The sequence below is a fragment of the Burkholderia sp. THE68 genome (genome assembly GCF_009938265.1).
GTDB lineage: Bacteria > Pseudomonadota > Gammaproteobacteria > Burkholderiales > Burkholderiaceae > Caballeronia.
This window is the reverse complement of sequence record NZ_AP022315.1, coordinates 193,031-215,591: the sequence shown is the minus strand read 5'-3', so window position 1 is coordinate 215,591 and position 22,561 is coordinate 193,031. Positions and strand designations below refer to the sequence as shown.

At 64.1% G+C, this 22,561-nt stretch carries 24 protein-coding genes; 4 read left to right on the top strand and 20 right to left on the bottom strand.

The window, feature by feature from the left end; all coding sequences use genetic code 11:
- Window positions 1–60: 60 nt before the first annotated feature.
- From ptsP to BTHE68_RS01065, 4 genes are all read right to left on the bottom strand, one after another.
- The gene (gene ptsP / locus BTHE68_RS01080) at window positions 61–2,649 is read right to left on the bottom strand and encodes a phosphoenolpyruvate--protein phosphotransferase (RefSeq protein WP_162064771.1); all 2,589 of its coding nucleotides are present in this window, start codon (window positions 2,647–2,649) and stop codon (window positions 61–63) included.
- 12 nt (window positions 2,650–2,661) lie between these two features.
- Window positions 2,662–3,669: an SIS domain-containing protein gene (locus BTHE68_RS01075; protein WP_162066731.1), complete on the bottom strand. Its 1,008-nt coding sequence runs from the start codon at window positions 3,667–3,669 to the stop codon at window positions 2,662–2,664.
- A complete protein-coding gene (nagA, locus tag BTHE68_RS01070) occupies window positions 3,662–4,765 on the bottom strand; it encodes an N-acetylglucosamine-6-phosphate deacetylase (protein WP_061172689.1) in 1,104 nt (367 codons plus the stop codon). The genes BTHE68_RS01075 and nagA overlap by 8 nt, the downstream gene beginning before the upstream one ends.
- Window positions 4,766–4,929: 164 nt before the next feature.
- Window positions 4,930–5,664, bottom strand: a complete 735-nt coding sequence (locus BTHE68_RS01065) for a GntR family transcriptional regulator (RefSeq protein ID WP_162064770.1) — start codon at window positions 5,662–5,664, stop codon at window positions 4,930–4,932.
- Window positions 5,665–5,982: 318 nt separating this feature from the next.
- Here BTHE68_RS01065 and BTHE68_RS01060 point away from each other — a divergent pair, with 318 nt between their 5' ends.
- A complete protein-coding gene (locus BTHE68_RS01060; protein WP_162064769.1) occupies window positions 5,983–6,909 on the top strand; it encodes a bifunctional helix-turn-helix transcriptional regulator/GNAT family N-acetyltransferase in 927 nt (308 codons plus the stop codon).
- A 61-nt stretch (window positions 6,910–6,970) separates the two neighbouring features.
- Here the strand turns inward: BTHE68_RS01060 and BTHE68_RS01055 are convergent, their stop codons facing one another.
- From BTHE68_RS01055 to BTHE68_RS01030, 6 genes are all read right to left on the bottom strand, one after another.
- Window positions 6,971–7,783, bottom strand: a complete 813-nt coding sequence (locus BTHE68_RS01055) for a MetQ/NlpA family ABC transporter substrate-binding protein (RefSeq protein ID WP_162064768.1) — start codon at window positions 7,781–7,783, stop codon at window positions 6,971–6,973.
- Between the two features lie 189 nt (window positions 7,784–7,972).
- A complete protein-coding gene (locus BTHE68_RS01050; RefSeq protein ID WP_162064767.1) occupies window positions 7,973–8,563 on the bottom strand; it encodes an SCO family protein in 591 nt (196 codons plus the stop codon).
- A complete protein-coding gene (gene cyoE, locus BTHE68_RS01045; protein ID WP_162064766.1) occupies window positions 8,560–9,465 on the bottom strand; it encodes a heme o synthase in 906 nt (301 codons plus the stop codon). The genes BTHE68_RS01050 and cyoE overlap by 4 nt, the downstream gene beginning before the upstream one ends.
- Window positions 9,466–9,474: 9 nt before the next feature.
- Complete coding sequence (locus BTHE68_RS01040) at window positions 9,475–10,584, bottom strand: COX15/CtaA family protein (protein WP_162064765.1); 1,110 nt, start codon at window positions 10,582–10,584, stop codon at window positions 9,475–9,477.
- 17 nt (window positions 10,585–10,601) lie between these two features.
- Window positions 10,602–11,252: an SCO family protein gene (locus BTHE68_RS01035; RefSeq protein WP_061172682.1), complete on the bottom strand. Its 651-nt coding sequence runs from the start codon at window positions 11,250–11,252 to the stop codon at window positions 10,602–10,604.
- 57 nt (window positions 11,253–11,309) lie between these two features.
- Window positions 11,310–12,053 (bottom strand): SURF1 family protein, encoded by a 744-nt coding sequence (locus tag BTHE68_RS01030; protein ID WP_162064764.1) that lies wholly within the window; start codon window positions 12,051–12,053, stop codon window positions 11,310–11,312.
- A gap of 125 nt (window positions 12,054–12,178) precedes the next feature.
- Here BTHE68_RS01030 and BTHE68_RS01025 point away from each other — a divergent pair, with 125 nt between their 5' ends.
- Window positions 12,179–12,388, top strand: a complete 210-nt coding sequence (locus BTHE68_RS01025) for a twin transmembrane helix small protein (RefSeq protein ID WP_061172680.1) — start codon at window positions 12,179–12,181, stop codon at window positions 12,386–12,388.
- A gap of 196 nt (window positions 12,389–12,584) precedes the next feature.
- Here the strand turns inward: BTHE68_RS01025 and BTHE68_RS01020 are convergent, their stop codons facing one another.
- The 8 genes from BTHE68_RS01020 to BTHE68_RS00990 form a co-directional block, all read right to left on the bottom strand.
- Window positions 12,585–13,442, bottom strand: coding sequence for a cytochrome c oxidase subunit 3 (locus BTHE68_RS01020; protein WP_162064763.1), 858 nt, complete (start codon window positions 13,440–13,442; stop codon window positions 12,585–12,587).
- A gap of 84 nt (window positions 13,443–13,526) precedes the next feature.
- Window positions 13,527–13,730, bottom strand: coding sequence for a DUF2970 domain-containing protein (locus BTHE68_RS01015; RefSeq protein ID WP_162066730.1), 204 nt, complete (start codon window positions 13,728–13,730; stop codon window positions 13,527–13,529).
- A gap of 5 nt (window positions 13,731–13,735) precedes the next feature.
- Window positions 13,736–14,308 carry a cytochrome c oxidase assembly protein gene (locus BTHE68_RS01010; protein WP_061172678.1) on the bottom strand — a complete coding sequence of 191 codons (573 nt, stop codon included), beginning with the start codon at window positions 14,306–14,308 and terminating at the stop codon, window positions 13,736–13,738.
- A gap of 9 nt (window positions 14,309–14,317) precedes the next feature.
- Entirely contained in the window at window positions 14,318–14,458 is a 141-nt protein-coding gene (locus tag BTHE68_RS36540; RefSeq protein WP_087130905.1) for a cytochrome oxidase small assembly protein, read from the bottom strand.
- Window positions 14,459–14,521: 63 nt separating this feature from the next.
- Window positions 14,522–16,132 (bottom strand): cytochrome c oxidase subunit I, encoded by a 1,611-nt coding sequence (ctaD, locus tag BTHE68_RS01005; protein ID WP_061173063.1) that lies wholly within the window; start codon window positions 16,130–16,132, stop codon window positions 14,522–14,524.
- A gap of 94 nt (window positions 16,133–16,226) precedes the next feature.
- Window positions 16,227–17,852, bottom strand: a complete 1,626-nt coding sequence (gene coxB / locus BTHE68_RS01000) for a cytochrome c oxidase subunit II (protein ID WP_162064762.1) — start codon at window positions 17,850–17,852, stop codon at window positions 16,227–16,229.
- Window positions 17,853–17,896: 44 nt separating this feature from the next.
- Window positions 17,897–18,370, bottom strand: coding sequence for a DUF2244 domain-containing protein (locus BTHE68_RS00995; protein WP_162064761.1), 474 nt, complete (start codon window positions 18,368–18,370; stop codon window positions 17,897–17,899).
- A 232-nt stretch (window positions 18,371–18,602) separates the two neighbouring features.
- The gene (locus tag BTHE68_RS00990; RefSeq protein WP_162064760.1) at window positions 18,603–19,583 is read right to left on the bottom strand and encodes a methyltransferase domain-containing protein; all 981 of its coding nucleotides are present in this window, start codon (window positions 19,581–19,583) and stop codon (window positions 18,603–18,605) included.
- Window positions 19,584–19,732: 149 nt separating this feature from the next.
- Between BTHE68_RS00990 and BTHE68_RS00985 the strand changes: the two genes are divergently transcribed.
- Entirely contained in the window at window positions 19,733–20,518 is a 786-nt protein-coding gene (locus BTHE68_RS00985) for a ComF family protein (protein ID WP_162064759.1), read from the top strand.
- Between the two features lie 23 nt (window positions 20,519–20,541).
- Window positions 20,542–21,012 carry a tRNA (uridine(34)/cytosine(34)/5-carboxymethylaminomethyluridine(34)-2'-O)-methyltransferase TrmL gene (trmL, locus tag BTHE68_RS00980; RefSeq protein WP_162064758.1) on the top strand — a complete coding sequence of 157 codons (471 nt, stop codon included), beginning with the start codon at window positions 20,542–20,544 and terminating at the stop codon, window positions 21,010–21,012.
- Here trmL and BTHE68_RS00975 read toward each other — a convergent pair.
- A complete protein-coding gene (locus BTHE68_RS00975; protein ID WP_162064757.1) occupies window positions 20,985–21,515 on the bottom strand; it encodes an O-acetyl-ADP-ribose deacetylase in 531 nt (176 codons plus the stop codon). The genes trmL and BTHE68_RS00975 overlap by 28 nt on opposite strands.
- 26 nt (window positions 21,516–21,541) lie before the next feature.
- Window positions 21,542–22,540, bottom strand: coding sequence for an NAD(P)H-dependent glycerol-3-phosphate dehydrogenase (locus BTHE68_RS00970; RefSeq protein WP_162064756.1), 999 nt, complete (start codon window positions 22,538–22,540; stop codon window positions 21,542–21,544).
- Window positions 22,541–22,561 lie beyond the last annotated feature (21 nt).

The following is a 22,561-nucleotide window of genomic DNA, read 5'->3' as shown; positions in this document are numbered from 1 at the left end:
GTCGTTACTGCTGCGGGGATTGCGAAAAAGGCTCCGCGAAGCTGTCAGAAGGACGGACGATCAGTCCTGCGGCCAGATTTCGCGGCTTGCCGCTCTTACTGCCTGTGCCGATTCGAGCGCGAGGCAGTCCTCGGCGCGCTGACGGCACAGTTGGTAATCGAGATTGCGCACGCGCGCCTTGATGCCGGGCACCGTGCCCGGATCGACCGACAGTTCGGTCACGCCGAGGCCGACGAGCAACGGAGCCGCGACCGGATCGCCGCCGAGCGCGCCGCACACGCCGACCCACTTGCCGTGCTTTTCCGCGCCCTGCACGGCCACCTTGATGAGGCGCAGCACGGCGGGATGCAGGCCGTCGGACTGCGCGGCGAGATCGGGCTGGCAGCGGTCCATCGCGAGCGTGTACTGCGTGAGGTCGTTGGTGCCGATCGAGAGGAAATCCGCGTATTTCGCGAGTTGGTCGGCGAGCAGCGCCGCCGACGGCACTTCGATCATCACGCCCACTTCGATCGGCTCCGTGCGGCCCGCTTCGCGCGCCAGTTCGTCGATACGCGCGCGCAGGCGCTGCAGTTCGCCGGCGTCCGTCACCATCGGCAGAAGGATGCGTACCGCGCCCAGCGGCTTCACGGCAAGCAGGCCGCGCAACTGATCGTCGAGCAGATCGGGGCGCACTTGCGCGAGACGGATGCCGCGCAGGCCGAGCGCCGGGTTTTCCTCGGGCGGAAGGGTCAGATAATCGACTTCCTTGTCCGCGCCGACATCGAGCGTGCGGATGATCGCGGTACGGCCTTGCAGTGCATCGACGATGCCCTGATAGCTTTGCGCGTGCTCCGCGACCGTCGGCGCCGACTGGCGATGGATGAACAGAAGTTCGGTGCGCAGCAGGCCGACCGCGTCCGCGCCGTTTTCGACGGCGGCCCTGGCATCGTCGAGCGTGGCGATGTTCGCGGCCACTTCGATATGGCGGCCGTCCTTCGTGGATGACGCTTCCTGCGACATCTTGCGATTCGCCTCACGCACGTTCGCGAGACGCTCGCGTTCGGCGCGCGCGCGTTCGACGTCGAGTTGCGTCGGCGCATGTTCGATGCGGCCCGCCGATGCGTCCACGACCACTTGCGTGCCTTCGGGAATCGCGTGCAGCGCATCGCCGATGGCGACGAGCGCCGGAATGCCGATCTGCCGCGCGATGATCGCCGCGTGCGAAGTCGCGCCGCCGCGCGCCATCACGAGCGCGGTGACGCGCGTGCGGTCGAGCGACGACAGGTCGGACGGCGTGAACTCGGTGGCCGCGAGCACGGTTTCCGCCGGCAGCTCGACTGCCGCCGTGTTCGTGAGACCGAGCGCGCGCAACACGCGCTTTTCGATATCGCGCAGATCGGCGGCGCGTTCGGCGAGCAGCTCGTCCTGCACGTTCGACAGCAGCGCGATCTGCGCGCGGATCGCCTCGCGCCACGCGAAGCCCGCGCTCTTGCCGAGGCTGATCAGGTCGCGCGCGGCGTCGACGAGCGTCGGGTCCTCGAGCAGCACGCGATGCACCGCGAAAATGCCCGCTTCGCCGACCGCGCCACGCTGCGACGCGGTTCGCACGGTCTCGTCGAGATCGGCATCGACTTGAGCGATGGCCTTGTCGAGCGCACGGCTTTCCGCCGCCGACTGGCCGCTCGCCTGTTCCGGCGGCACGATGTCCTGATCGTCCCAGCGCACCAGCTTGCCGACCGCGATGCCCGGCGCCGCGCACACGCCAGCCAGCGTATTCGGCGGCAGCGGCTCGCCGGCAGCGGCTGCCTTCGCGACCGGCGCGGGCGACTTGGCGCGCGCGGGCGTCTCTTCGACTTCGCCCAGCGCCGCGCGCAGCAATTCGGCGGCGACGGCTTCGACCGCCTGTTGCGCCTGAGCACCGATACCAACCAGTTCGATGGTCGAGCCCTCGCCCGCACCGAGCCCGAGCAGGCCGACCACGCTTTCCACCGGCGCCTTCTTGCCTTCGTAGCGCACTTCGACCTTGGCGTCGAAACCACGCGCGGCCTCGCGCGCCCGCGCCGCCGGACGGGCATGCAGACCGCCCGCATGCGCCAGTGTCACGCTGCGGCGCGCTTCTTCCGTGACGAGCGCGCCGGAGCGCGCGGTTTCCGCCTTCTCGCCGTGCTTCGCGCGCAACACCAGCAAGCACGCGCCCGCGTTCAGCACGCCGCGCCCGGCGCGATCGACGACATCGAAGGCATCGCCGTTCGCGACCGCGATCACCGAGACGAGGCTCGGCGCGTGTTGCGCGACGAAGTCCGCATCGAACTCGATGAGCGCCTGACCGGCGCGCACCGTCGCGCCCTGCTCGACTATCGGCGTGAAACCCTTGCCGCCCAGCCCGACCGTGTCGATGCCGATATGCACGAGGATCTCCGCACCCTCCTTCGTGCGCAGCGTCACCGCGTGATGCGTGCGGGCGAGATGCGTGATCGTGCCGTCGCAGGGCGAGACGAGCACGTTATCGAGGGGATCGATGCCGATGCCGTCGCCGAACATGCCTTCGGCGAACACGGGGTCCGGCACGTCGGCGAGCGGCACGACGGGACCGGTGAACGGCGCAAGCAGCACGACATCGTTCGGGTTATCGATGGAATGGTTCAACAGTGACTCCTCGGCACGGCGCATCGGCTAGCTCACTCAATGGGTTTCGGTGACCTTGTTCAGGTGGCGCGGCGCGTCGGGATTGCGCCCGCGCGCTGCGGCCAGACCCGCGGCCATCACGTAGAAGGAAAGAATTGCAGCGATCGGATCGAGCGCAGGATGATCGGTGGCGACGAGCGGCAACTCCGCTTGCGCGACGTCGGCCGGCGCGGCGAGCAGCACGCGCGCGCCACGAGCGCGCATGTCGGCGGCAAGCTGGATCAGCCCCGCCTGCTCCGGCCCGCGCGGCGCGAACACGAGCAGCGGATAGTCCTTGTCGATGATTTCCATCGGTCCGTGACGCACTTCCGCGCTGGAGAACGCTTCGGCCTGGATGCCCGAGGTTTCCTTCAGCTTGAGCGCGGCTTCCTGCGCGATGGCGAGGCCGAGGCCACGGCCGATCACGATCATGCGATCGACGTCCTTCAGCTCGTTCACGGCGCGCGTCCAGTCGAGCTTGCCTGCGGCGCGCAAGCCGTCCGGCAGCGACTTGAGCGCGTTGAGCAATTCGACGTCGCGCTGAACGTGCGCGATCACGATCGCCGACAGCGACAGCATCGCGATATAGCTCTTGGTCGCGGCCACCGACAGTTCGGGACCCGCGAGCAGCGGCAGAAAGTATTCGCACGCGCTTTCGAGCGGCGAACCGGTGACGTTGACGGCCGCGACGGTGAACGCGCCCGCGTCGCGCAGCGCCTGCATCGTGCCGACGAGATCGGGGCTCTTGCCCGATTGCGAGAACGCGACGGCGAGTTGTCCGGAGACACGCAACGGCGCCTGCTGGAGCGTGGCAACCGACATCGGCAGCGATGCAACCGGAATGCCGATGCGGCTCATCGCGAGGCTCGCGAAATAACTGGCGGCGTGGTCCGAGCTGCCGCGCGCGACCGTCAGCGCGACATGGCGCGGCTGCTCGGCGAGCTTGACCGCGAGCGCTTCGATAGACGAGGTATCGGCGAGCTGGGCCGCGACGACGTCGGCGGACTCCAGCGCTTCATTAAGCATATTCGACAATTGATTCTCCTTCGACATACGTGGCGGTCAGCGCGTGTTCCCGGTCGAGCACGACGAGATCGGCCCATGCGCCGCGCGCGATGCGGCCGCGGTCTTCGAGTCCGAGATAGTCGGCGGGGAAACGCGACAGGCGATTCGAGACGTCCGCGAGCGGAATGCCCAGCGACACGAGATTGCGCAGCGCCTGATCCATCGTCAGGGTGCTGCCGGCGAGCGTGCCGTCCGCGAGACGCACGCCGCCCATGCATTTGGTGACATGCTGGCTGCCCAGGCGATATTCGCCGTCGGGCATGCCGGCCGCCGACGTGCTGTCGGTCACGACATAGAGACGCGGGATCGCGCGCATCGCGGCGCGAATGGCGCCCGGATGCACGTGCAGCAGATCGGGAATGAGTTCGGCGTATTCCGCATGCGCGAGCGCCGCGCCAACCATGCCGGGGTCGCGGTGATGCAGCGGCGACATCGCGTTGAACAGATGCGTGAAACCGCGCGCGCCATGCTTGAGCGCGTTGACGGCGTCGTCGTAGGTGCCGAGCGAATGGCCGAGCTGCACGCGCACGCCGCGCGCGGCCAGTTCGGAAATGATGTCGAGATGGCCGGAGATTTCCGGCGCGATAGTGACGACGCGGATCGGCGCGAGTTCGAGGTATTTCAGCACTTCGTCGCGCACCGCGACGGCGGCCGCGTCGGGCTGAGCACCGAGCTTGCCCGGATTGATGTACGGGCCTTCCAGATGCACGCCCAGCATGCGCGCGCCGCCGGCGGCACGGTGTTTCGCCTGTTCGCCCAGGCCCGCGACGACTTCCATGAGTTCATCGCGCGGCGCGGTCATGGTGGTGGCGAGCAGGCTCGTGGTGCCGTGCTGCGCGTGCTGGCGCGCCACGGTGTCCGCCGCATCGCCGCCTTCCATGATGTCGCGCCCGCCGCCGCCGTGCACGTGCAGGTCGATGAAGCCCGGCAGGATGTACGGCGCGTCGTTGGCGAGCGGATCGGCGATATGGCCTTCGAGCGCCGTCACGCGGCCGTTCTCGAAGCGGACCGAGCCGTGGATCCAGCCGTCGGTCGTGAGTATGTTTCCTTTCAGCATGAGTTTCTCTGGAAGTACGCGATGCATGGATGAGGTTCAGTGCCGTCCGCGCCGTGCTGCGAGCAGGCTTTCGTCGCGAAATAAGCGAACGGCTTCCTTGGGTCCTCTCGTTCTCTTGATTGCTCTTTTGATGCGTCTCGGGTGCCGCGCGTCTGTGCCGACGCTTATCGATGCAGTTCCGCGACGAAGTCGTAGTAGTCGTCGCGGCAGTAGGTGTCCGTCAATTCGATCGCGCGCTGATCCGCGCAATAGCCGATCCGCGTGATCACGAGCAGCGCTGCGCGCGGCGCCACGCCCATCAGCCGCGCGACTTCCGCGCCCGCGTTGACCGCGCGGAAATGTTGCAGCGCGCGCACCACGGACGACCCACGCTCCTCCAGATACCGATACAGCGAAGCGCCGATCGCAAGCGGGTCCGGCACGACGGCCACCGGCAGGGTCGATTGCTCGACCGCCATCACGATGCCGTCCGCGCGCCGCAGCCGTCGCAGGCTCGCAACGGCCGCGCCCGGCAACAAGCCCAGACGCACCGATTCATCGCGATTCGCTGCTCGTAGTCCGCGATCGAGCCAGATCGAATCGGGCCTGAAGCCGCGCTGTTCCATCTTCCTGGTGAAACCGGTGAGCCGGGACAGCGGATCTTCGACGCGCGGCGTGATGAAACTGCCCGCGCCGCGCACGCGCCGGATCAAGCCTTGCTCGACGAGCAGCGCGATCGCCTTTCTCGCCGTGATACGCGACACACCCACACGTTCCGACAGCGTGCGCTCCGAGGGCAGCGCCTCGCCGGCTGTCCAGGTGCCGGCATGGATTGCGGTGGCAAGACGCGACGCCAACTGGAGATAAAGCGGCGTATCGCTACGCGCGTCAGGCGTCAGATCCTGCCAGCCATGCTCCATTGGACGGTCTCGCTTGCTGAAGTGGAGCCCATTATATAACCAACATAATACCAGTCAACGCTAACGCGCACCCTTAGGTCAAACGTCAAAATTCTATTTAAATCAAATAGTTACAAGATGTTTAGCAGAGTTAAACAGAACATTTCCGCTATCGGGACTTACCCGCATGACAGCCCAGTTGACGAACTGGCTACTTACTTGCCTTTTTACCCACTTTTCGGGCATTTTCGTATTCGCACGGTCGTGCTTCTTTGGCACAATGGCTTCATTAATTCGGATTCACAATCAATTTCAACAAAACTGAGAGAGACTTAAGCGATGGGTTGTCCTGATCCGAGCCGGGCCGTCGAAGCGGTGCGCCGCTTCAACCGTTTCTATGCGCGCCATACCGGTGCCCTTCACGAGCGGCTGCATAAAAGCAGCTTTTCATTGACCGAAGTGCGGATTCTGCATGAACTGGCGCAGGGGCGCGCCACCACCGCTGCGGACTTGTCGCGCAACCTGGGGTTGGACACGGGTTATCTGAGCCGGTTGATCAACAACTTCCAGAAGCTCGGCCTCGTGGTGCGACGAAAGAACGAGTCGGACGGCCGCGCGCACCTGCTCCGGATCACGCCCGAGGCGAAAGCGCAGGTCGACGCGCTCGACCTCCACGTTTCGGCCGAGACCGCTACGCTGCTCAAACGGCTGACCTCTGCCGAGATCGATCATCTATGCATGGCCATGGCGGACGTCGAACGCTTGCTCTCGTCATCCTATTGCGAAGGCGAGACGAGGCTGCGCGTGCCGCGCGGCGGCGACTTCGGCTGGATGATCGAGCGTCACGTGCACCTGTATTCCGGCGACAAACCGAAGCTTTTCAGCGAGGCATACGCGGCAAGGAAGGTGTCGCGCTTTCTTGCGGATATGCAGTCGAATACCCCGCGCATCGCCTGCTGGGTGGCGGAGCACGGCAATGCCACGCGTGTCGGTGCGGCGATACTTGCTGCGGAATCCGAAACTCAGGCGCGCATCGAACTGCTGTTCGTCGAGCCGGGCGCTCGCCGGCGCGGGCTGGGCGAACAACTCGTCGCGGCATGCACGAACTTCGCCCACGGTGCGCGCTACGAGCAGGTGATCTGCCGGCTGGACGAACCGCAGGAAGATCTCTGCGCGCTGTTCATGCGAACCGGTTTCACACCGGTGCAGGAAGGAACTTCGGGTATCGTATGGCAAAGGGAACTACAGCAGATTTTCGCCGACTGAGCCGCGCCGAAAAAAACGGCGTCCCGCGGGACGCCGTCATTGAAGCTCGAAGCAGTCGCTCTCAGAACGAAGGCACGACCGAGCCCTTGAACTCGCTCTTGAGGAACTGGCGCACGTCGTCCGACTGATAGGCGGCGACCAGCTTCTTCACCCACGGCTGACCCTTGTCCTTCGCGCGCACCGCGATCAGGTTCGCGTACGGGCTATGCACGTCTTCGAGCGCGATCGCGTCCTTCGTCGGCTGCAGACCAGCCGCCAGCGCGAAGTTCGTGTTGATCGCGGCAGCATCGACATCGGCGAGCGTGCGCGGCAATTGCGCGGCATCGAGTTCGACGAGCTTGATCTTCTTCGGATTCTCGGCCACGTCGAGCGCCGTCGCGTTGCTGCCGTTCGTGCCGGCGCCCGCCTTCAGCTTGATCACGCCTTGCGATTGCAGCAGCAGAAGCGCGCGATTCTCGTTCGACGGATCGTTCGGCACCGCGACCTTCGCGCCTTGCTGCAGATCCTTCAGCGACTTCAGCTTCTTCGAATAGACGCCGAGCGGCGAGATATACGTGAGACCGGCGTTCACGATCTTGTAGCCGCGCTGCTTGACCTGGCTATCGAGATACGGCTGATGCTGAAAGCTGTTCGCGTCGAGATCGCCGGCGTCGAGCGCCGCGTTCGGCTGGACGTAGTCGTTGAATTCGATCACTTTCACGTTGAGGCCTTCGCGCTTCGCGACCTTCTGCACGACTTGCCAGATCTGCGCGTCGGGGCCGCTGATGGTGCCGACCTTGATCACTTTGTCATCGGCGTGAGCGGCGAGGCTCGTGAAAAGCGCGGCGGATGCCACGGCGGCGTTAACGGCTTTGAGCAAATTTCTGCGCTGCATGGTGTTCCTGTTTCGATGATGCGTTGGTGCTGGGATTGCGTGATTCGCGCCCGGCTAGCGAGTCGACCGGGTGCCGGATATTCGCACAGCTTTGGTGCGAGTTGAAATACCGAATCCTCATGTGGATATCACCTGCGGCGTGTTCGGCCGCCTGAAAAGAAAAGTGGCCCGCATGGGCCACTTTCGCAATCAGTCGATCAACAGCTTCAGGTCGTGAACCCACGGCTCGACGCCCTGCCCGTCGCGGGCAAAGAGACGCAGTTTGCCGTCTTTGTCGAACACGTAGCTCGCGGCAGTGTGATCCATCGTGTAATCGTCGGGCGTCTTGCCCTGCGACTTCGCGTAGTACACGCGAAACTCCTTGGCGAGTTGCGCGAGTTGCGCATCGCTTGCCGGCCGCAAACCGATATACGACGAGTTGAACGCCGCCACATACTGGCCGAGCAGATCGGGCGTATCGCGCGCCGGATCGACGGTGACCATCAGCACCTGCACGTCCTTCGACTTGTCGCCGAGTTGCTGCATGGCTTGCGAGAGCTCGGCGAGCGTCGTCGGGCAGACATCCGGGCAATGCGTATAGCCGAAGAACAACACGACGGCCTTGCCCTTGAAATCAGCGAGCGTGCGTGTCTTGCCGTGCGTATCGGGCAAGGAGAAATCGCTGCCGAACTGCTTGTTGCCGGTGATGTCGAGATTCTTGAAATCGGGCGCCTTCTCGCACGCGGAGAGCAGCGCCGCGAACATAAGCAGCGCGAAGAAACGACGAATCAGGACCATCATGCGCCGATCACCGTGCGTACGTAATGATCGACGAGCAGCGCGCCGAACAGCAGCGAGAGATACACGATCGAATAGCGGAAGGTCCTGCGCGCGAGCGCATCGGAGTAATCGCGATACATCTTCCACGCGTAGCCGATGAAACCCGCGCCGAGCGCAATCGCGCTCGCCAGATACACCACGCCGCTCATGCCGGAGATATAGGGCATCAGCGTGACCGCGAACAGCACGAGGGTGTAGAGGAAGATGTTGAGCAACGTGTACTTCTCGCCATGCGTGATCGGCAGCATCGGCAGGCCGGCGTTTTCGTAGTCCTTGCGGCGATACAGCGCGAGCGCCCAGAAATGCGGCGGCGTCCACACGAAGATGATCAGCACGAGAATCCACGCGTCGCCGGGCACGGTGCCGGTCACGGCGGCCCAGCCGAGCGCAGGCGGCATCGCGCCCGATGCGCCGCCGATCACGATGTTCTGCGGCGTATAAGGCTTGAGCAGCAGCGTATAGATGACCGCATAACCGACGAACGTGGCGATGGTCAGCCACATCGTGAGCGGATTGGTGAACGTGTAGAGCGTCCACATGCCGATGCCGCCGAGCACCGCCGAGAACGTCAGGATTTGCACCGGCGTGATCTGCCCGCGCGCGGACGGGCGCCACGCGGTGCGGCGCATCTTCGCATCGACTTTCTGCTCGACGAGACAATTGATCGCAAATGCGGCGCCGGCCAGCAGCCAGATGCCGACAACGCCGCCGATCAGTTTGTCCCACGGCACCATGCCGGGCGTGGACAGGAACATGCCGATGACGGCGCAGAACACGGCGAGCTGCGTGACGCGCGGCTTGGTCAGCGCAATGTATTGCGAGACGCGGCTGCCAAGTGGGGAATGTAGTGTCGTGCTATCCATGATGTGGAGTCACGCTGAAACGACGTCGCGCGCGGGAATGGCGGCGCGGCCGGGACGGCTGGAAGAGATTCGAAAGTTTAGCATAACGAGTAACAGCAACAGGATCGCGGCCCCGCCGTTGTGCGCCACCGCGACCGGCAGTGGCCATTGCAGCACGATGTTGGACATGCCCGTCAGGAACTGGACCACGATCATCAACAATACCCCGTTTGCGGGTTTTCGCAGCGATTCGAATCGTCGCAGCCGCGAGGCGAGCCAGAGCAGATACAGGACGACTGCGACCGCGAACGTTCGATGCGTCCAGTGGATCGCGACGAGCGCGTCCTGCGAGATCACATCGCCGTCGCCGGTCATGCCGAGCGCGCGCCACAGGTGGAAGCCGTGTTCGAAGTTCATCGGCGGAACCCATTGGCCGTTGCACAGCGGAAAGTCCGTGCACGCGAGCACTGCGTAATTCGTGCTGACCCAGCCGCCGAGCGCGATCTGCACGACGAGCAGCAGCAAGCCGAACATCGCGGCGGGCATCCAGCGCGCGGCCGCGGAGTCGAGCGACGGAATCGGCGTCATGCGCGCGGCGAGCCAGCCGAGCACGCCGAGCAGCGCGAGCCCGAGCAGCAGGTGCGTGGTGACGATCACAGGTTGCAGTTTCAGCGTGACGGTCCACGCGCCGAACGCGCCTTGCAGCAGGATGAGCAGCAGAATGCCGGTCGGCCACCACGGCGACACATGCAGCGGACGCTTCTTCACACGCGCGGTCCACGCGATGATCACCTGCGCGATGATCAACACGCCGATCGCCATCGCGAAATAGCGGTGCAGCATCTCGATCCACGCCTTCATCAGGCTGACGGGGCCGGTGGGCATCGCCTGATAGGCGGCCGTGATCTGCGCATGCGCGATGAACGGCGACGACGTGCCGTAACACCCCGGCCAGTCCGGGCAGCCGAGGCCGGAATCGGTCAGGCGCGTGAAGCCGCCGAACATGATGAGATCGAGCGTCAGGAAAGTCGTCAGCCAGACGAGTTTCCTGAACTTGTCGTCATCGGCTTTGACCCAGACATACGACATCGGAAGCAGCGCGATGCAGATGCCGATCAGACCGAGTTGCAATAAGAACATGTGTTTCTACCCTGCCTTCAGCCAATGCGCGACCACTTCAGAAGCTTCGCCACATCCGCGTTGATCTTCTTCGGATCGGGATTCTTCGGGAAACGCATCATCAGATTGCCGTTCGGATCGACGAGAAAGATGTGATCCGTGAGCTTCGTGCCGTCGTCGACGGGCAGCCACGCGGCGATCGCCTTCTCGTCGGCGACGAGCATGCGGGTGTCGGGTTGCGGATACGCGGTCTTGATGACGTCGGCGACCGGCTTGTCATCGGTGCGCAGCCAGACGTTCACCACGCGCTCGCGCTCGCCCGACTGCAGCGCGCGCACCTGGCGCATGAAGTAGAGGCGCGTCGCGCATTGTTCGTCGCAATCGCTGCCGTTGACGATGACCATCAGCCACTTGCCTTCGAGCGACTTGAGCGGCAGGCTCTGCCCTTTCTCGTCGGTGACGGCGAGTTGCGCGGGAATCGGACGTTGCGGGTCGATCAGCGCGCCGTAGCTCGACGTGCCGCCCGCCGGCTTGAAGACGTAGTACATCAGGTACGACGCGATCACCGGCGCAGCGCAGACGAGCGCGAGCAGCAGCAGCATCCAGCGTCCGCTGATCCAGGAGCCTTTCGAGGCGGTTCGTTGCCGCGTGCCAGTCTTGTCGGCGGCGGTGGAGCGTTGTGATTGCATCGGTAAAAACGTGTCCCGGTTCTGTTCGATCGCGCGCGGCGTGCGCGCGTCGGTGTATCAGGCGTGGTGTTCGGCTTCGTCGTCGCGATCTTCGCGATCTTCGCCCTTCTTCGCGGCGCGGCGCGCGGCATACAGGCCGAACGCGATGGCCGCGGCCGCCATGCCCCACCACTGGAACATGTAGCCGTAATTGCGATCGACGCCGAGCGTCGGCGCGGGCCAGTCGCGCACGAGCTTGTCGCCGGTGTCGTTCGTCTGCTGAATCACGAACGGCTGAAACGCGAGCCCGGTTTCGGCGGAGTACGACCTCACGTCCAGGTTCTGCCGGATCTCCTTGTGCGCCGCCGATCCGCCGCTGCCCAGTTCGAACGCCTGCGACGCGTTCGCCCGCGCGATCCCTTTCACCTCGACGACGCCTTTTGGCGTCTCATACGGCTCGATGCCCGTGCGGTCCGCCATGTTGCGCGGCAGCCATCCGCGATTCACGAGCACGTAGCCGCCGCCCTCGAGTTTAAGCGGCATCACGACATAAAAGCCTGGCTGGTCGTTATACGGACGATTGTCCAGATACACGACCCGCTCCGGTATGAACTCGCCGCGCGCCGCCACGCGATGAAATTCGATCGACTTGAGCGGCAGCGGCTCCACGCCGATTTCCCGCGCGGGCGCATTCTCGAACGCGACGATCTGCGCGTTGAGCGCTTCCTTCTGATGCGCGCGATCGCGCTGCCAGAATCCGAGACGCACGGTCACGGCGACGACGATCAGGATGACGAGCGCGGGCCAGAAACGAATCTTCATGCCGCGACCCTTACTGTCGGCATGCGATTCGGCGCTGCACGGCGCGATCCATCGAGTGAGATAATGAGATAGTTCAAATCAAACTTGCTCACTGTGGTTCCTGAGCAAACACGCTGGCTGGTTTCATGCACATCATCGTTGCTATCGCATTCATCCTTATCATCGGCAGCCTGGGCTCGGCGCTCTACTTCATGATGACCGACCGGGGCAGGACGAAGCGGATGGTGTGGTCGCTCGCCGCGCGCGTCGGGCTGTCCATTTCCCTCTTCCTCTTCATCCTGTTCGCGCACTGGATGGGCTGGATTCAATCGACGGGCATTCCGCTCGGACGATAACCCGCCGCGCGGGTTCTTCCCTACGAGACGAATTGTCGCGCCACGGCACGCTGCTCGACGTCCCTGAAACGAACACGCCGCCCCTTGAGACATCGAGGGCGGCGTGTTTATCACTGCTTCTTTGCTCTCGGACCGGCGTCGCCGCCGCTCTTGCATCGCGGACGGCGCATCGCGGCCGCCCGCTTCGATAGTCCGCTTACAGCCAGTAGACGACGACGTACAGACCCAGCCACACGACGTCGACGAAGTGCCAGTACCAGGCCGCGCCCTCGAAGGCGAAGTGGTGATCCGCCGTGAAGTGCCCGCGGATCAGGCGAAACATCACCACGGCCAGCATCGTGCCGCCCAGGAACACGTGGAAACCGTGGAAACCGGTCAGCAGGAAGAACGTCGAGCCATACACGCCGGACGACAGCGTCAGGTTCAGTTCGTTGTACGCGTGGAAATACTCGTAGCCCTGGCAGAACAGAAAGATAATGCCGAGCAGCACGGTAGCGCCCAGCCAGATGATCGCCTTCCTGCGATGATCTTCGCGCAGCGCGTGGTGCGCCACCGTCAGCGTCGCGCCGGAGGACAGCAGCAGCGCGGTATTGATGGTCGGCAGGGGCCACGGCACCATCGCGCGGAAATGCGGCACGAGCGCGGCGGGACCGTTGTTCGGCCACACGGCGGCGAAGTCCGGCCAGATCAGCTTGTAATCGAGGCTGCCGAGTTCATGCATCGCGATGGCGCGCGCATAGAAGAGCGCGCCGAAGAACGCCGCGAAGAACATCACTTCGGAGAAGATGAACCAGCTCATGCTCCAGCGGTACGACACGTCGACACGCTTGCCGTACATGCCGCCTTCGGATTCGGAGATCGCGTCGCCGAACCAGTGCCACAGCACGAACAACACGAACAGCAGACCGATGAACGTGCCGACCGGCCCGAAGGTATGGCCGTTGATCCACGATGCCAGCGACGCCAGCATGACCAGCAGGCCGGTGGCAGCCATCACCGGATGCCGCGACGGATGCGGCACGAAATAGTACGGGCTCTCGTTTTGACCGCTCATTGTTGATTCTCCACTTCGATCCAGTTGCTTGAATTTTCTTTTGGCGCCGCGCGTCCGACCCACGACACGCCCGGCGTTTTCCGTCTATCCCACTACCGCGCGCACGATCAGCAGCAACACGACGATGAACAGCACCGCGCCGATGACGCCCGCCGCGATCAGATGCAACGGGTTCAACTGCGCCGCATCGCTTTCGAGGTCCGCGCGGCGGCGCACGCCGAAAAACGACCAGAAAACCGCCTTCACGAGCCTGAGAAAGCCGCTCTTGTTCGGCGTGTCCCCGCCCATGGCCGTCACGAACCCTTCGCCACCGACTTCGGCGCGTTCAGCTCGAAGAAGGTGTAGGACAGCGTGATCGTCTTCACATCCTTCGGCAGCTTCGGATCGACGACGAACACCACCGGCATGCGCCTGGTTTCGTTCGGCGCCAGCGTCTGCTGCGTGAAACAGAAGCATTCGATCTTCCGGAAATACTCGGTGGCCTGCTTCGGCGCGTAGCTCGGGATCGCCTGCGCGTTCACCGTGCGATTCTGCTGGTTGGTCACCTCGTACATCACCGTCATGACTTCACCGGGGTGCAGGTCGAGACTGTGCTGCTCCGGCTTGAACTGCAACGGGCCGCGCGCGTTCGCGTCGAATTCGATCGAGATCGTGCGGCTCATGTCGACTTGCGTGTTCTTCGCCTCGCGCGCGCCGACATCGCGCTGCACGAGATTGTTGATGCCGGTGATCTCGCAGATCGCCTTGTACATCGGCACGAGCGCGAAGCCGAAGCCGAACATCAGCGCGGCCACGACGAAGAGCTTGATCAGCATCGACCGGTTGAACGACCGGTCGACGTGCGAATTTTCCTGCTGAGTGGACACGTTGCTTTCCTACCCTCGCGACAACAGGTATTGCCTGACGACGATACCCAGAAAGAAGACGGCGGCAATCAACATCATGATCAAACCGAGCCGCTTGTTGCCCGCGCGGATTTCCTCGGGCGTGCGTCTTTTTTGTGGATTCGGGGCCATGCTTTCCTGACTTTTTCGTTCGCGGGACATCCATGGGGAAGCCCCGCGAACCGGACAAACTGCTTATTCAACCGTCGGCGGATGCTCGAACGTATGGAACGGCGCCGGGCTCGGCACGGTCCATTCGAGACCTTCCGCGCCATCCCACGGCTTGTCGGACGCCTTTTCGAGTTCGCCGCCGCCGCGATACGCCGGCAGCGCGACCGCGAACAGGAAGTAGACCTGCGCGAGGCCGAAGCCAAATGCGCCGATGGTCGCGACCTGGTTGAAATCGGTGAACTGCGCCGGGTAGTCCGCATAGCGGCGCGGCATGCCCGCGAGACCCAGGAAGTGCATCGGGAAGAACGTGATGTTGAAGAAGATCATCGACGCCCAGAAGTGAATCTTCCCGCGCATTTCGTTGTACATCCAGCCGGTCCACTTCGGCGCCCAGTAGTACCAGCCCGAGAACAGCGCGAAGAGCGATCCTGCCACCAGCACGTAGTGGAAGTGCGCCACCACGTAATAGGTGCCGTGCATCTGGATGTCGAGCGGCGCCATCGAGAGGATCAGGCCCGTGAAGCCGCCCATCGTGAACACGAACAGGAAGCCGATCGCGAAGAGCATCGGAGTTTCGAAGGAGAGCGCGCCGCGCCACATCGTCGCCACCCAGTTGAACACCTTCACGCCCGTCGGGACCGCGATCAGCATGGTCGCGTACATGAAGAACAACTGGCCCGTCACCGGCATGCCGGTCGCGAACATGTGGTGCGCCCACACCATGAACGAGAGAATCGCGATCGATGCGGTTGCGTACACCATCGAGCTATAGCCGAACAGCGGCTTGCGCGAGAACGCCGGAATCACCTGCGACACGATCCCGAACGCCGGCAAGATCATGATGTACACCTCGGGGTGACCGAAGAACCAGAAGATGTGCTGGTACATCACCGGATCGCCGCCGCCCGCCGCGTTGAAGAACGACGTGCCGAAGTGACGGTCGAACAGCACCATCGTGATCGCGCCCGCCAGAACCGGCATCACGGCGATCAGCAGGTACGCGGTGATGAGCCACGTCCACGCGAACATCGGCATCTTCATGAGCGTCATGCCCGGCGCGCGCATGTTCAGAATCGTCACGACGATGTTGATGCCGCCCATGATCGACGACGCACCCATGATGTGGACCGCGAAAATCGCGAAGTCCATGCCCGGGCCCATCTGCGTGGAGAGCGGCGCGTAGAGCGTCCAGCCCGCGGCGGTGGCGCCGCCCGGCGCGAAGAACGAGCCGACGAGCAGGACGGCAGCGGCCGGCAGCAGCCAGAAGCTGAAGTTGTTCATCCGCGCGAACGCCATGTCCGATGCGCCGATCTGCAGCGGCACCATCCAGTTCGCGAAACCGACGAACGCCGGCATGATCGCGCCGAACACCATGATGAGGCCGTGCATGGTGGTCAGCTGATTGAAGAACTCGGGGCGCATGATCTGCAGGCCCGGCTCGAACAGCTCGGCACGGATGCCGAGCGCCATCACGCCTCCGGAGAGGAACATGATGAAGGAGAACAGAAGGTACAGCGTACCGATGTCCTTGTGGTTGGTGGCGAAGAGCCACCGGCGCCAGCCATGCGGCGTCTCGTGCGCGTGGTCATGCGCGTGGTCGTGACCTGCGCCTACATCGTGTCCGATGCTAGACATGACAATCATCTCCTAAAGCGAATACTCGGGGCACTTGGCAATGACGCGTGGTCTTCCGTTGCCTCGCGGCGAAGGAAGACGCACGCTCGGCACGTCAAGCAGCCGGACTGATTTCGACGCGACGGGCTTCCTTCTTGTCAGCGCCGCCCGTGATGGTTTCCGGTTTCTTCAACACAATGCGCTCTTCCGGCACACCCGCTGCCTTCAGCGCGTCGCGGACCGCTTGCGCGCGCTTCTTGGCGAGTTCGGCGTTCAGGTCGGCGCCGCCGGTCGCATCCGTGAAGCCGGACAGAGAGAGTTTCGCGTCCGGATGCGCCTTGGCATAGGCAGCGGCGGCTTCCACCGCGCTTTTCGCGTCGGCGGGCAGCGTGTCCTTGCCCGTCTCGAAATAGATGCTGGCGGGCAGGCCGGCGGCTTGCGCCGCGCTGCCTGCATCGGCGCCGGACGCAGCAGCCGGCGCGCTCGCCTCGGCTGCCGCGGGCGCTGCGCTCGCCGCCGCGGGAGCCGGTGCCGCCGCCGCAGTGCCGCCGCCCTCGGGCATCTTGCCCGCCTTGGCGTCGATCACCTGCTTCGGTTGCAGCAGATCGCCCGTGTGATTGCTCCAGCTATTACGCTCGAACGTGACGACCGATGCAATCTCGACGTCGTTCAGCACGCCTTGCCACGGCGGCATCGCGGCCTTGCCGTGCAGCACGATATTCAGATGGTCGGCGATCGAGCCCTGCGCGATCTTCGAGCCGTCGAGCGCCGGGAACTGGCCCGCGCCCTTGCCGGTCGGCTGGTGGCAGACCGCGCAGTTCGACGTATAGACCTGCTGGCCGCGCGCCATCAGTTCATCCTTCGTGTAGGTCTTGAGAGGATCGTCGGTGCCTGCGGCCATCTTCTTCTTTTGCGCGTCGACCCACTTCGCATAGTCGTCAGCCGACACCACTTCGACGACCACCGGCATGTACGCGTGCTCCTTGCCGCACAGTTCCGTACAGAAGCCGCGGTACGTGCCCACCTTCTCGGCCTTGAACCAGGTGTCGCGCACGAAGCCCGGAATCGCATCCTGCTTCACGCCGAACGCCGGGACGTACCACGAGTGCACGACGTCATTGGCCGTGGTGATCACGCGGATCTTCTTGTCGACCGGCACGACGAGCGGGTTGTCGACTTCCTGCAGATACAGCGTCGAGATCGGCTTCTGGCCGTTCACTTCGCTGCGCGGCGTGGAGAGCGTGGAGAGGAAGTTGATGCCCTCGCCCGGCCCCTTCACGTAGTCGTAGCCCCACTTCCACTGATAGCCGGTGACCTTGACGGTGAGATCGGCGTTGGAGGTGTCCTTCATCGCGACGACGGCCTTGGTCGCCGGCAGCGCCATCAGAATGACGATAACGAACGGCGCGATCGTCCAGATGATTTCAACGGTGGTGCTTTCGTGGAAGTTGGCCGGCTTGAAGCCTTTCGACTTGCGATGCATGAACATCGAATAGAACATCACCCCGAACACGCCAATGAAGATGACGGTACAGATGATGAGCATGAAGATATGGAGGCCGTAGAGCTCCTCGGCGATCTTCGTCACGGGCGGCTGGAAGTTGATCTCGTTGACAGCGGGACCGCCTGGACTGTTTTCGACCGCCAGGGCAGCGCCGGCGGTGAGCAGTGCGCCTGCCGCCAGCACGCCCGAGAGGGCTCGCTTGATTGTTTTCATAGCATCCTTACCCAAATTTTCCATTCAAACCCTCGACCCCCGTGGCATCTCGCGCCTGCCGGCTCCTCTCAGAGGCGTCGCAGCGACGCCTGTAACTCGGCAGCAAATTGTTTGCGACGATGCTGTGCAAGGTGTTGTCCGATTTTCACCGATTGACCGCGCGATACGATCGTGAGCGGCTCTCTCGGCGTCGCGCCCGCTTCGACCCGCACCCAGCGCGGGTTGAACTCGAACTGCGTCAGCACTTCGGCGTTCATCTGTTCGATCAACAACCGGTTTTGATACAGCCGGATTCGCTCGTAGTCGACGGCATGGCGCGCGTAAACCACGAACGCGACACCCACGACCGCCAACTCGACTCCGGTGAACGGCAGCACCAGCCAGGCGCCGTTCAGGAACAGCGACGTTGCGATTGCCAGCGAAATCAACGCAAGCGACAGATAGAAACCCACGAACTGCCGCGGCGATACCGAGCAGTTTCGCTTCATCAGCCAGTCCTTGATGACCGGCTCGGAATCCGTCAGGGTCTGGCTGGCTTGCATCGCTGCCTCCATCGATCCGCACGCATTCACATACTTTTGCTCGGATTTCGCCCAAATTTGTGTCTGCCCGGGCGACAAACTGACGCATTATAGGCGTCTTGAGAGGCATCCACAAGCAAGGGTCGTAACCTCGCAAAGCCAAGCGCCACAAGCTTCTGCGCCTTTTTGACGCACCTTTTTGCGCGCTTTTTCCACGCAAATTTCAGACATAACATCCGCCCTCTTTACCGATTCACCGTTTCGGTTTCGAGCCCCGTCCGATGTCTTCCAGACGCACGATGCCGTGTCCTTCGGCTGTCATGCGCGGCACCGCCTTCCATGCGTGGCCGTAGATCACTTCGAAAGTCAGCGGGATCGTGCCGTCGTCGCGGCGCAGCGCTTCCAGTGCGCCGTGCACCGCGCCGCGTAAGGCTTTCGCGTCCGCTCGGCCCGCCTCGAACGCGCGCTCGAACGGATACGCGCCCCAGCGCGTCACGTCGGCGAACAGCGTCTCGGGAGACTTGTATGTGATGGTCAGGACTTCCTGATCCATCACCGGAATTTCGAAGCCGCTTTCCACGAGCATGTCGCCGAGATCGTGCATATCGACGAAGTCGATCGCGTGCGGTTCGGGCATGAGTCCGAGCGTGCGCTCGGCTTCGCGGTACGCGGCCCTGAGCTCGCGCAAGGTATCGGGGCCGAAGGTGCTGAACATCAGCAAACCGTTCACCTTCAGCACGCGCTGCCACTCAGGGAAAACGAGGTCGGGACGCGAATGCCAGTGCAACGCGAGATTCGACCACAACAATTCGAACGCGCCCGCAGCGAACGGCAGCGCGGCAAAATCCGCCTGCGCGAGTTGCGGGCCACGCGCGCCGAACGCCTTAGCGAGCGTCGAAGGGAGAAAACGGCGCCAGCCCGCGCTGTTGTCGGCGTCCGCGGCTTCGGCGGCGCGGGCGCGCGCGAGCATCGCGGACGAAATATCGACACCGGTCACCGACGCCTCTGCAAAGCGTTCCCGCAGACCGCTCAGGTCCGCACCGACGCCGCACGCCGCATCGAGGACGCGCATCGGCGCAACCTTGATGTATTCGAGCCGCTCGCGCATGCGCTGCGCGATTTCGCGCGGCAGGAACGCGACCTCGTCGAAGCTGGCGGCGCGACCGTCGAAGATCTCGCGCAAGTGGCGCGGATCATAGGCCGGACGGCTAGTTTTAGGGGGTGTCGGGGACATGTCGATCTTTTCGCGGAGAGTGCGAAGTATACTCGGTCGTCTCGAAAACAACCCATGCGAAGTGCTGATACGAGGCATAAACGCGCGCTGAGGCGCAACGAATGCGCGTGTTTAGCGCTTCGAGCGGCCATTTTTCCGATCTCGCCGTCATGAACGCCCATCGCTTTTGTCTTCCATTCCGAACGCCCGTGGCAGTGCGCGCTCGCAGAATCGCGTCGGCACTGAAACGGCTGGCCGGTCATGCGCTGCCGGGCCAGTGCGCGTTATGCGGCAATTTGTCGCAAGAACTATTGTGCGACGCCTGCGACGCGCAGTACTGGAACGAGCCGCGCTTGCGCTGCGCGACTTGCGCGCTGCCTTTGGTGGCATCGCTCATGAGACGCGAGCGCGAAGATTTGCGCGTGCATTGCGCCGCATGTCTTGAGTCGCCGCCCGCGTTCAACGATACCCTCGCGCTCGCCGACTATCGCGCGCCGCTCGATACACTTGCGGTCGGATTGAAATTCCGCGCGCGACTGGCCGCGGGCGAGACATTCGCGCGGCATTTGCATGCGGCGTTCGAGAACAGCGATCTGCCCGTGCCGGACGTGATCGTGCCGGTGCCGCTTTCGCGTGCGCGGCTCATCGCGCGCGGCTACAACCAGGCGTGGGCCATCGCGCGCCCGCTTGCGCGCAGGATGGGCGTGCGCGGCGATGCATCGATCGTTACGCGCGTGCGGCATACGTCGGCGCAATCGCGGCTCGATCAGGAAACGCGCCGCCGCAATGTCGCGAGCGCGTTCGCCATCTCGGGCGACATGCGCGGCAAACATGTCGGCGTCGTCGACGATGTGATGACCTCCGGCGCGACGCTCGACGCCCTCGCGCGAACTCTCAAGCTGTCCGGCGCGCGGCGCGTCACGAATTTCGTGGCGCTGCGTACGCCGAAAGACTGATCAACCTACTTTTCAAGCAATCCATGTTCAACGTCGTACTCGTCGAACCAGAAATTCCGCCCAACACCGGCAACGTGATCCGCCTGTGCGCGAACACGGGCGCGCGGCTGCATCTGATCGAGCCGCTCGGCTTCCCCCTCGACGACGCGAAGCTGCGCCGCGCCGGCCTCGACTATCACGAGTACGCCGAAATGAACGTGCATGCGAACTGGGATGCCTTCATCGCGAAGGAAGCGCCGGATGCCGCGCGCATGTTCGCATTCACTACGCGCGGCTCGACGCCGTTCTTCGATCACGCGTTCCAGCCCGGCGACTGGTTCGTGTTCGGCGCGGAGACGCGCGGGCTTGCGTCCGAGTTGCTGGACCATTTCCCGACCGCACAGCGCGTGCGCCTGCCGATGCGTCCCGGCAATCGCAGCCTGAATCTCTCTAATACGGTGGCAATCGTGACGTTCGAAGCGTGGCGTCAGGCGGGTTTCGAAGGCGGCGCCTGAGCATCGAGCTCGGCTCGATAGAGCGCGAGCATCTCGTCCTGGAAGCATGCGAAGACGACACGCTGCACGACGGGCGTCGAAGGCAGGGTTTCGATGACCGTGCGCACCGCGATCTTCACGGCTTGCCCGGGCGGAAAGTGATAGATGCCGCAACTGATGGCGGGAAACGCGATCGATACGCAGCCGGCTTCCTGAGCGAGTTCGAGCGAGCGCCGATAGCAACGCGCGAGCAGTTCCGGCTCGTTTCTGCCGCCGCCGCTCCAGCGCGGACCGACCGCGTGGATCACGTGTTTCGCGGGCAGATCGTGTCCGCCGGTGATCTTCGCGTCGCCGGTTTCGCAGCCGCCGAGCGTCTCGCATTCGCGCAGCAGGCCTTTGCCCGCCTTGCGATGAATCGCGCCGTCGACCCCGCCGCCGCCGAGCAGCGACTGGTTCGCCGCATTGACGATGGCATCGACTTCGAGCGTGGTGATATCGACGATTTGCGCTTCCAGCTGAACCATCGCCCACCTCCGATTCGACGACGCGCTTACTCGGCCTTCGCGTCCCGGCTGAGCAACGCCTGAACCGCATCGCGCGGCGTCACATTTTCGAACAGCACGCGGCACACCGCCTGCGTGATCGGCACTTCGATGCCACGTGCCTGCGCGATGCCGAGCACGGCACGCGCACAACGCACGCCTTCCGCGACATGGCCGAGCGCCGCGAGAATCTCGTCGAGCGTGCGTCCACTCGCGAGCTGCATGCCGACGGTGCGGTTGCGCGACAGATCGCCCGTTGCGGTGAGAATGAGATCGCCCAGCCCGGTCAGCCCGGTGAACGTCTCGGCGCGGCCGCCGAGCGCGACGCCCAGCCGCGACATCTCCGCGAGCCCGCGCGTGATCAGCGCCGCGCGCGCGTTCAGTCCGAGGCCGAGGCCATCGGAAATGCCCGTCGCGATGGCGAGCACGTTCTTCACCGCGCCGCCCACTTCGACGCCGATCACGTCGTCGCCGGTATAGATTCGCATCGCGCCGTGATGAAACGCCGCCACGGTGCGCGCCCCCAGTTCCGCCGATGCGCTCGCGACCGTCAGCGCGACCGGCAGGCCGCGCCCCACTTCGCGCGCGAAGCTCGGGCCCGACAGCGTGCCGTTGCTGCGATGCCCGGGCAATTCGGCCGCGACGACTTCATTGGGCAGACACTGCGTATCCGCCTCGAAGCCTTTGCACAGCCAGACGATATGCGCCGGCACGACGCCGGCCTGCCGCATCGCACCGCACAGCGCGCGCAAACCGGCAACGGGTGTCGCGACGACACATAATGCGTCGTCCGCCGATGCGTGCTGCAGCGCGGCGGCGAAATCCGCCTCGTACTCGAGCGCATGCGGCAACGCCACGCCTGCGAGATAGCGCGTGTTTTCGTGCGTGCGGGAAAGGGATTCGATGAGCGCGTCGTCGCGCGCCCAGAGCTTCGTATCGTGCCGGGTCGCGAGGTGGCCCGCAAGTGCGGTGCCCCACGCGCCGGCGCCGAGAACGGCTACTTTCATGCTCGGCTCCGGTCCGGCAGA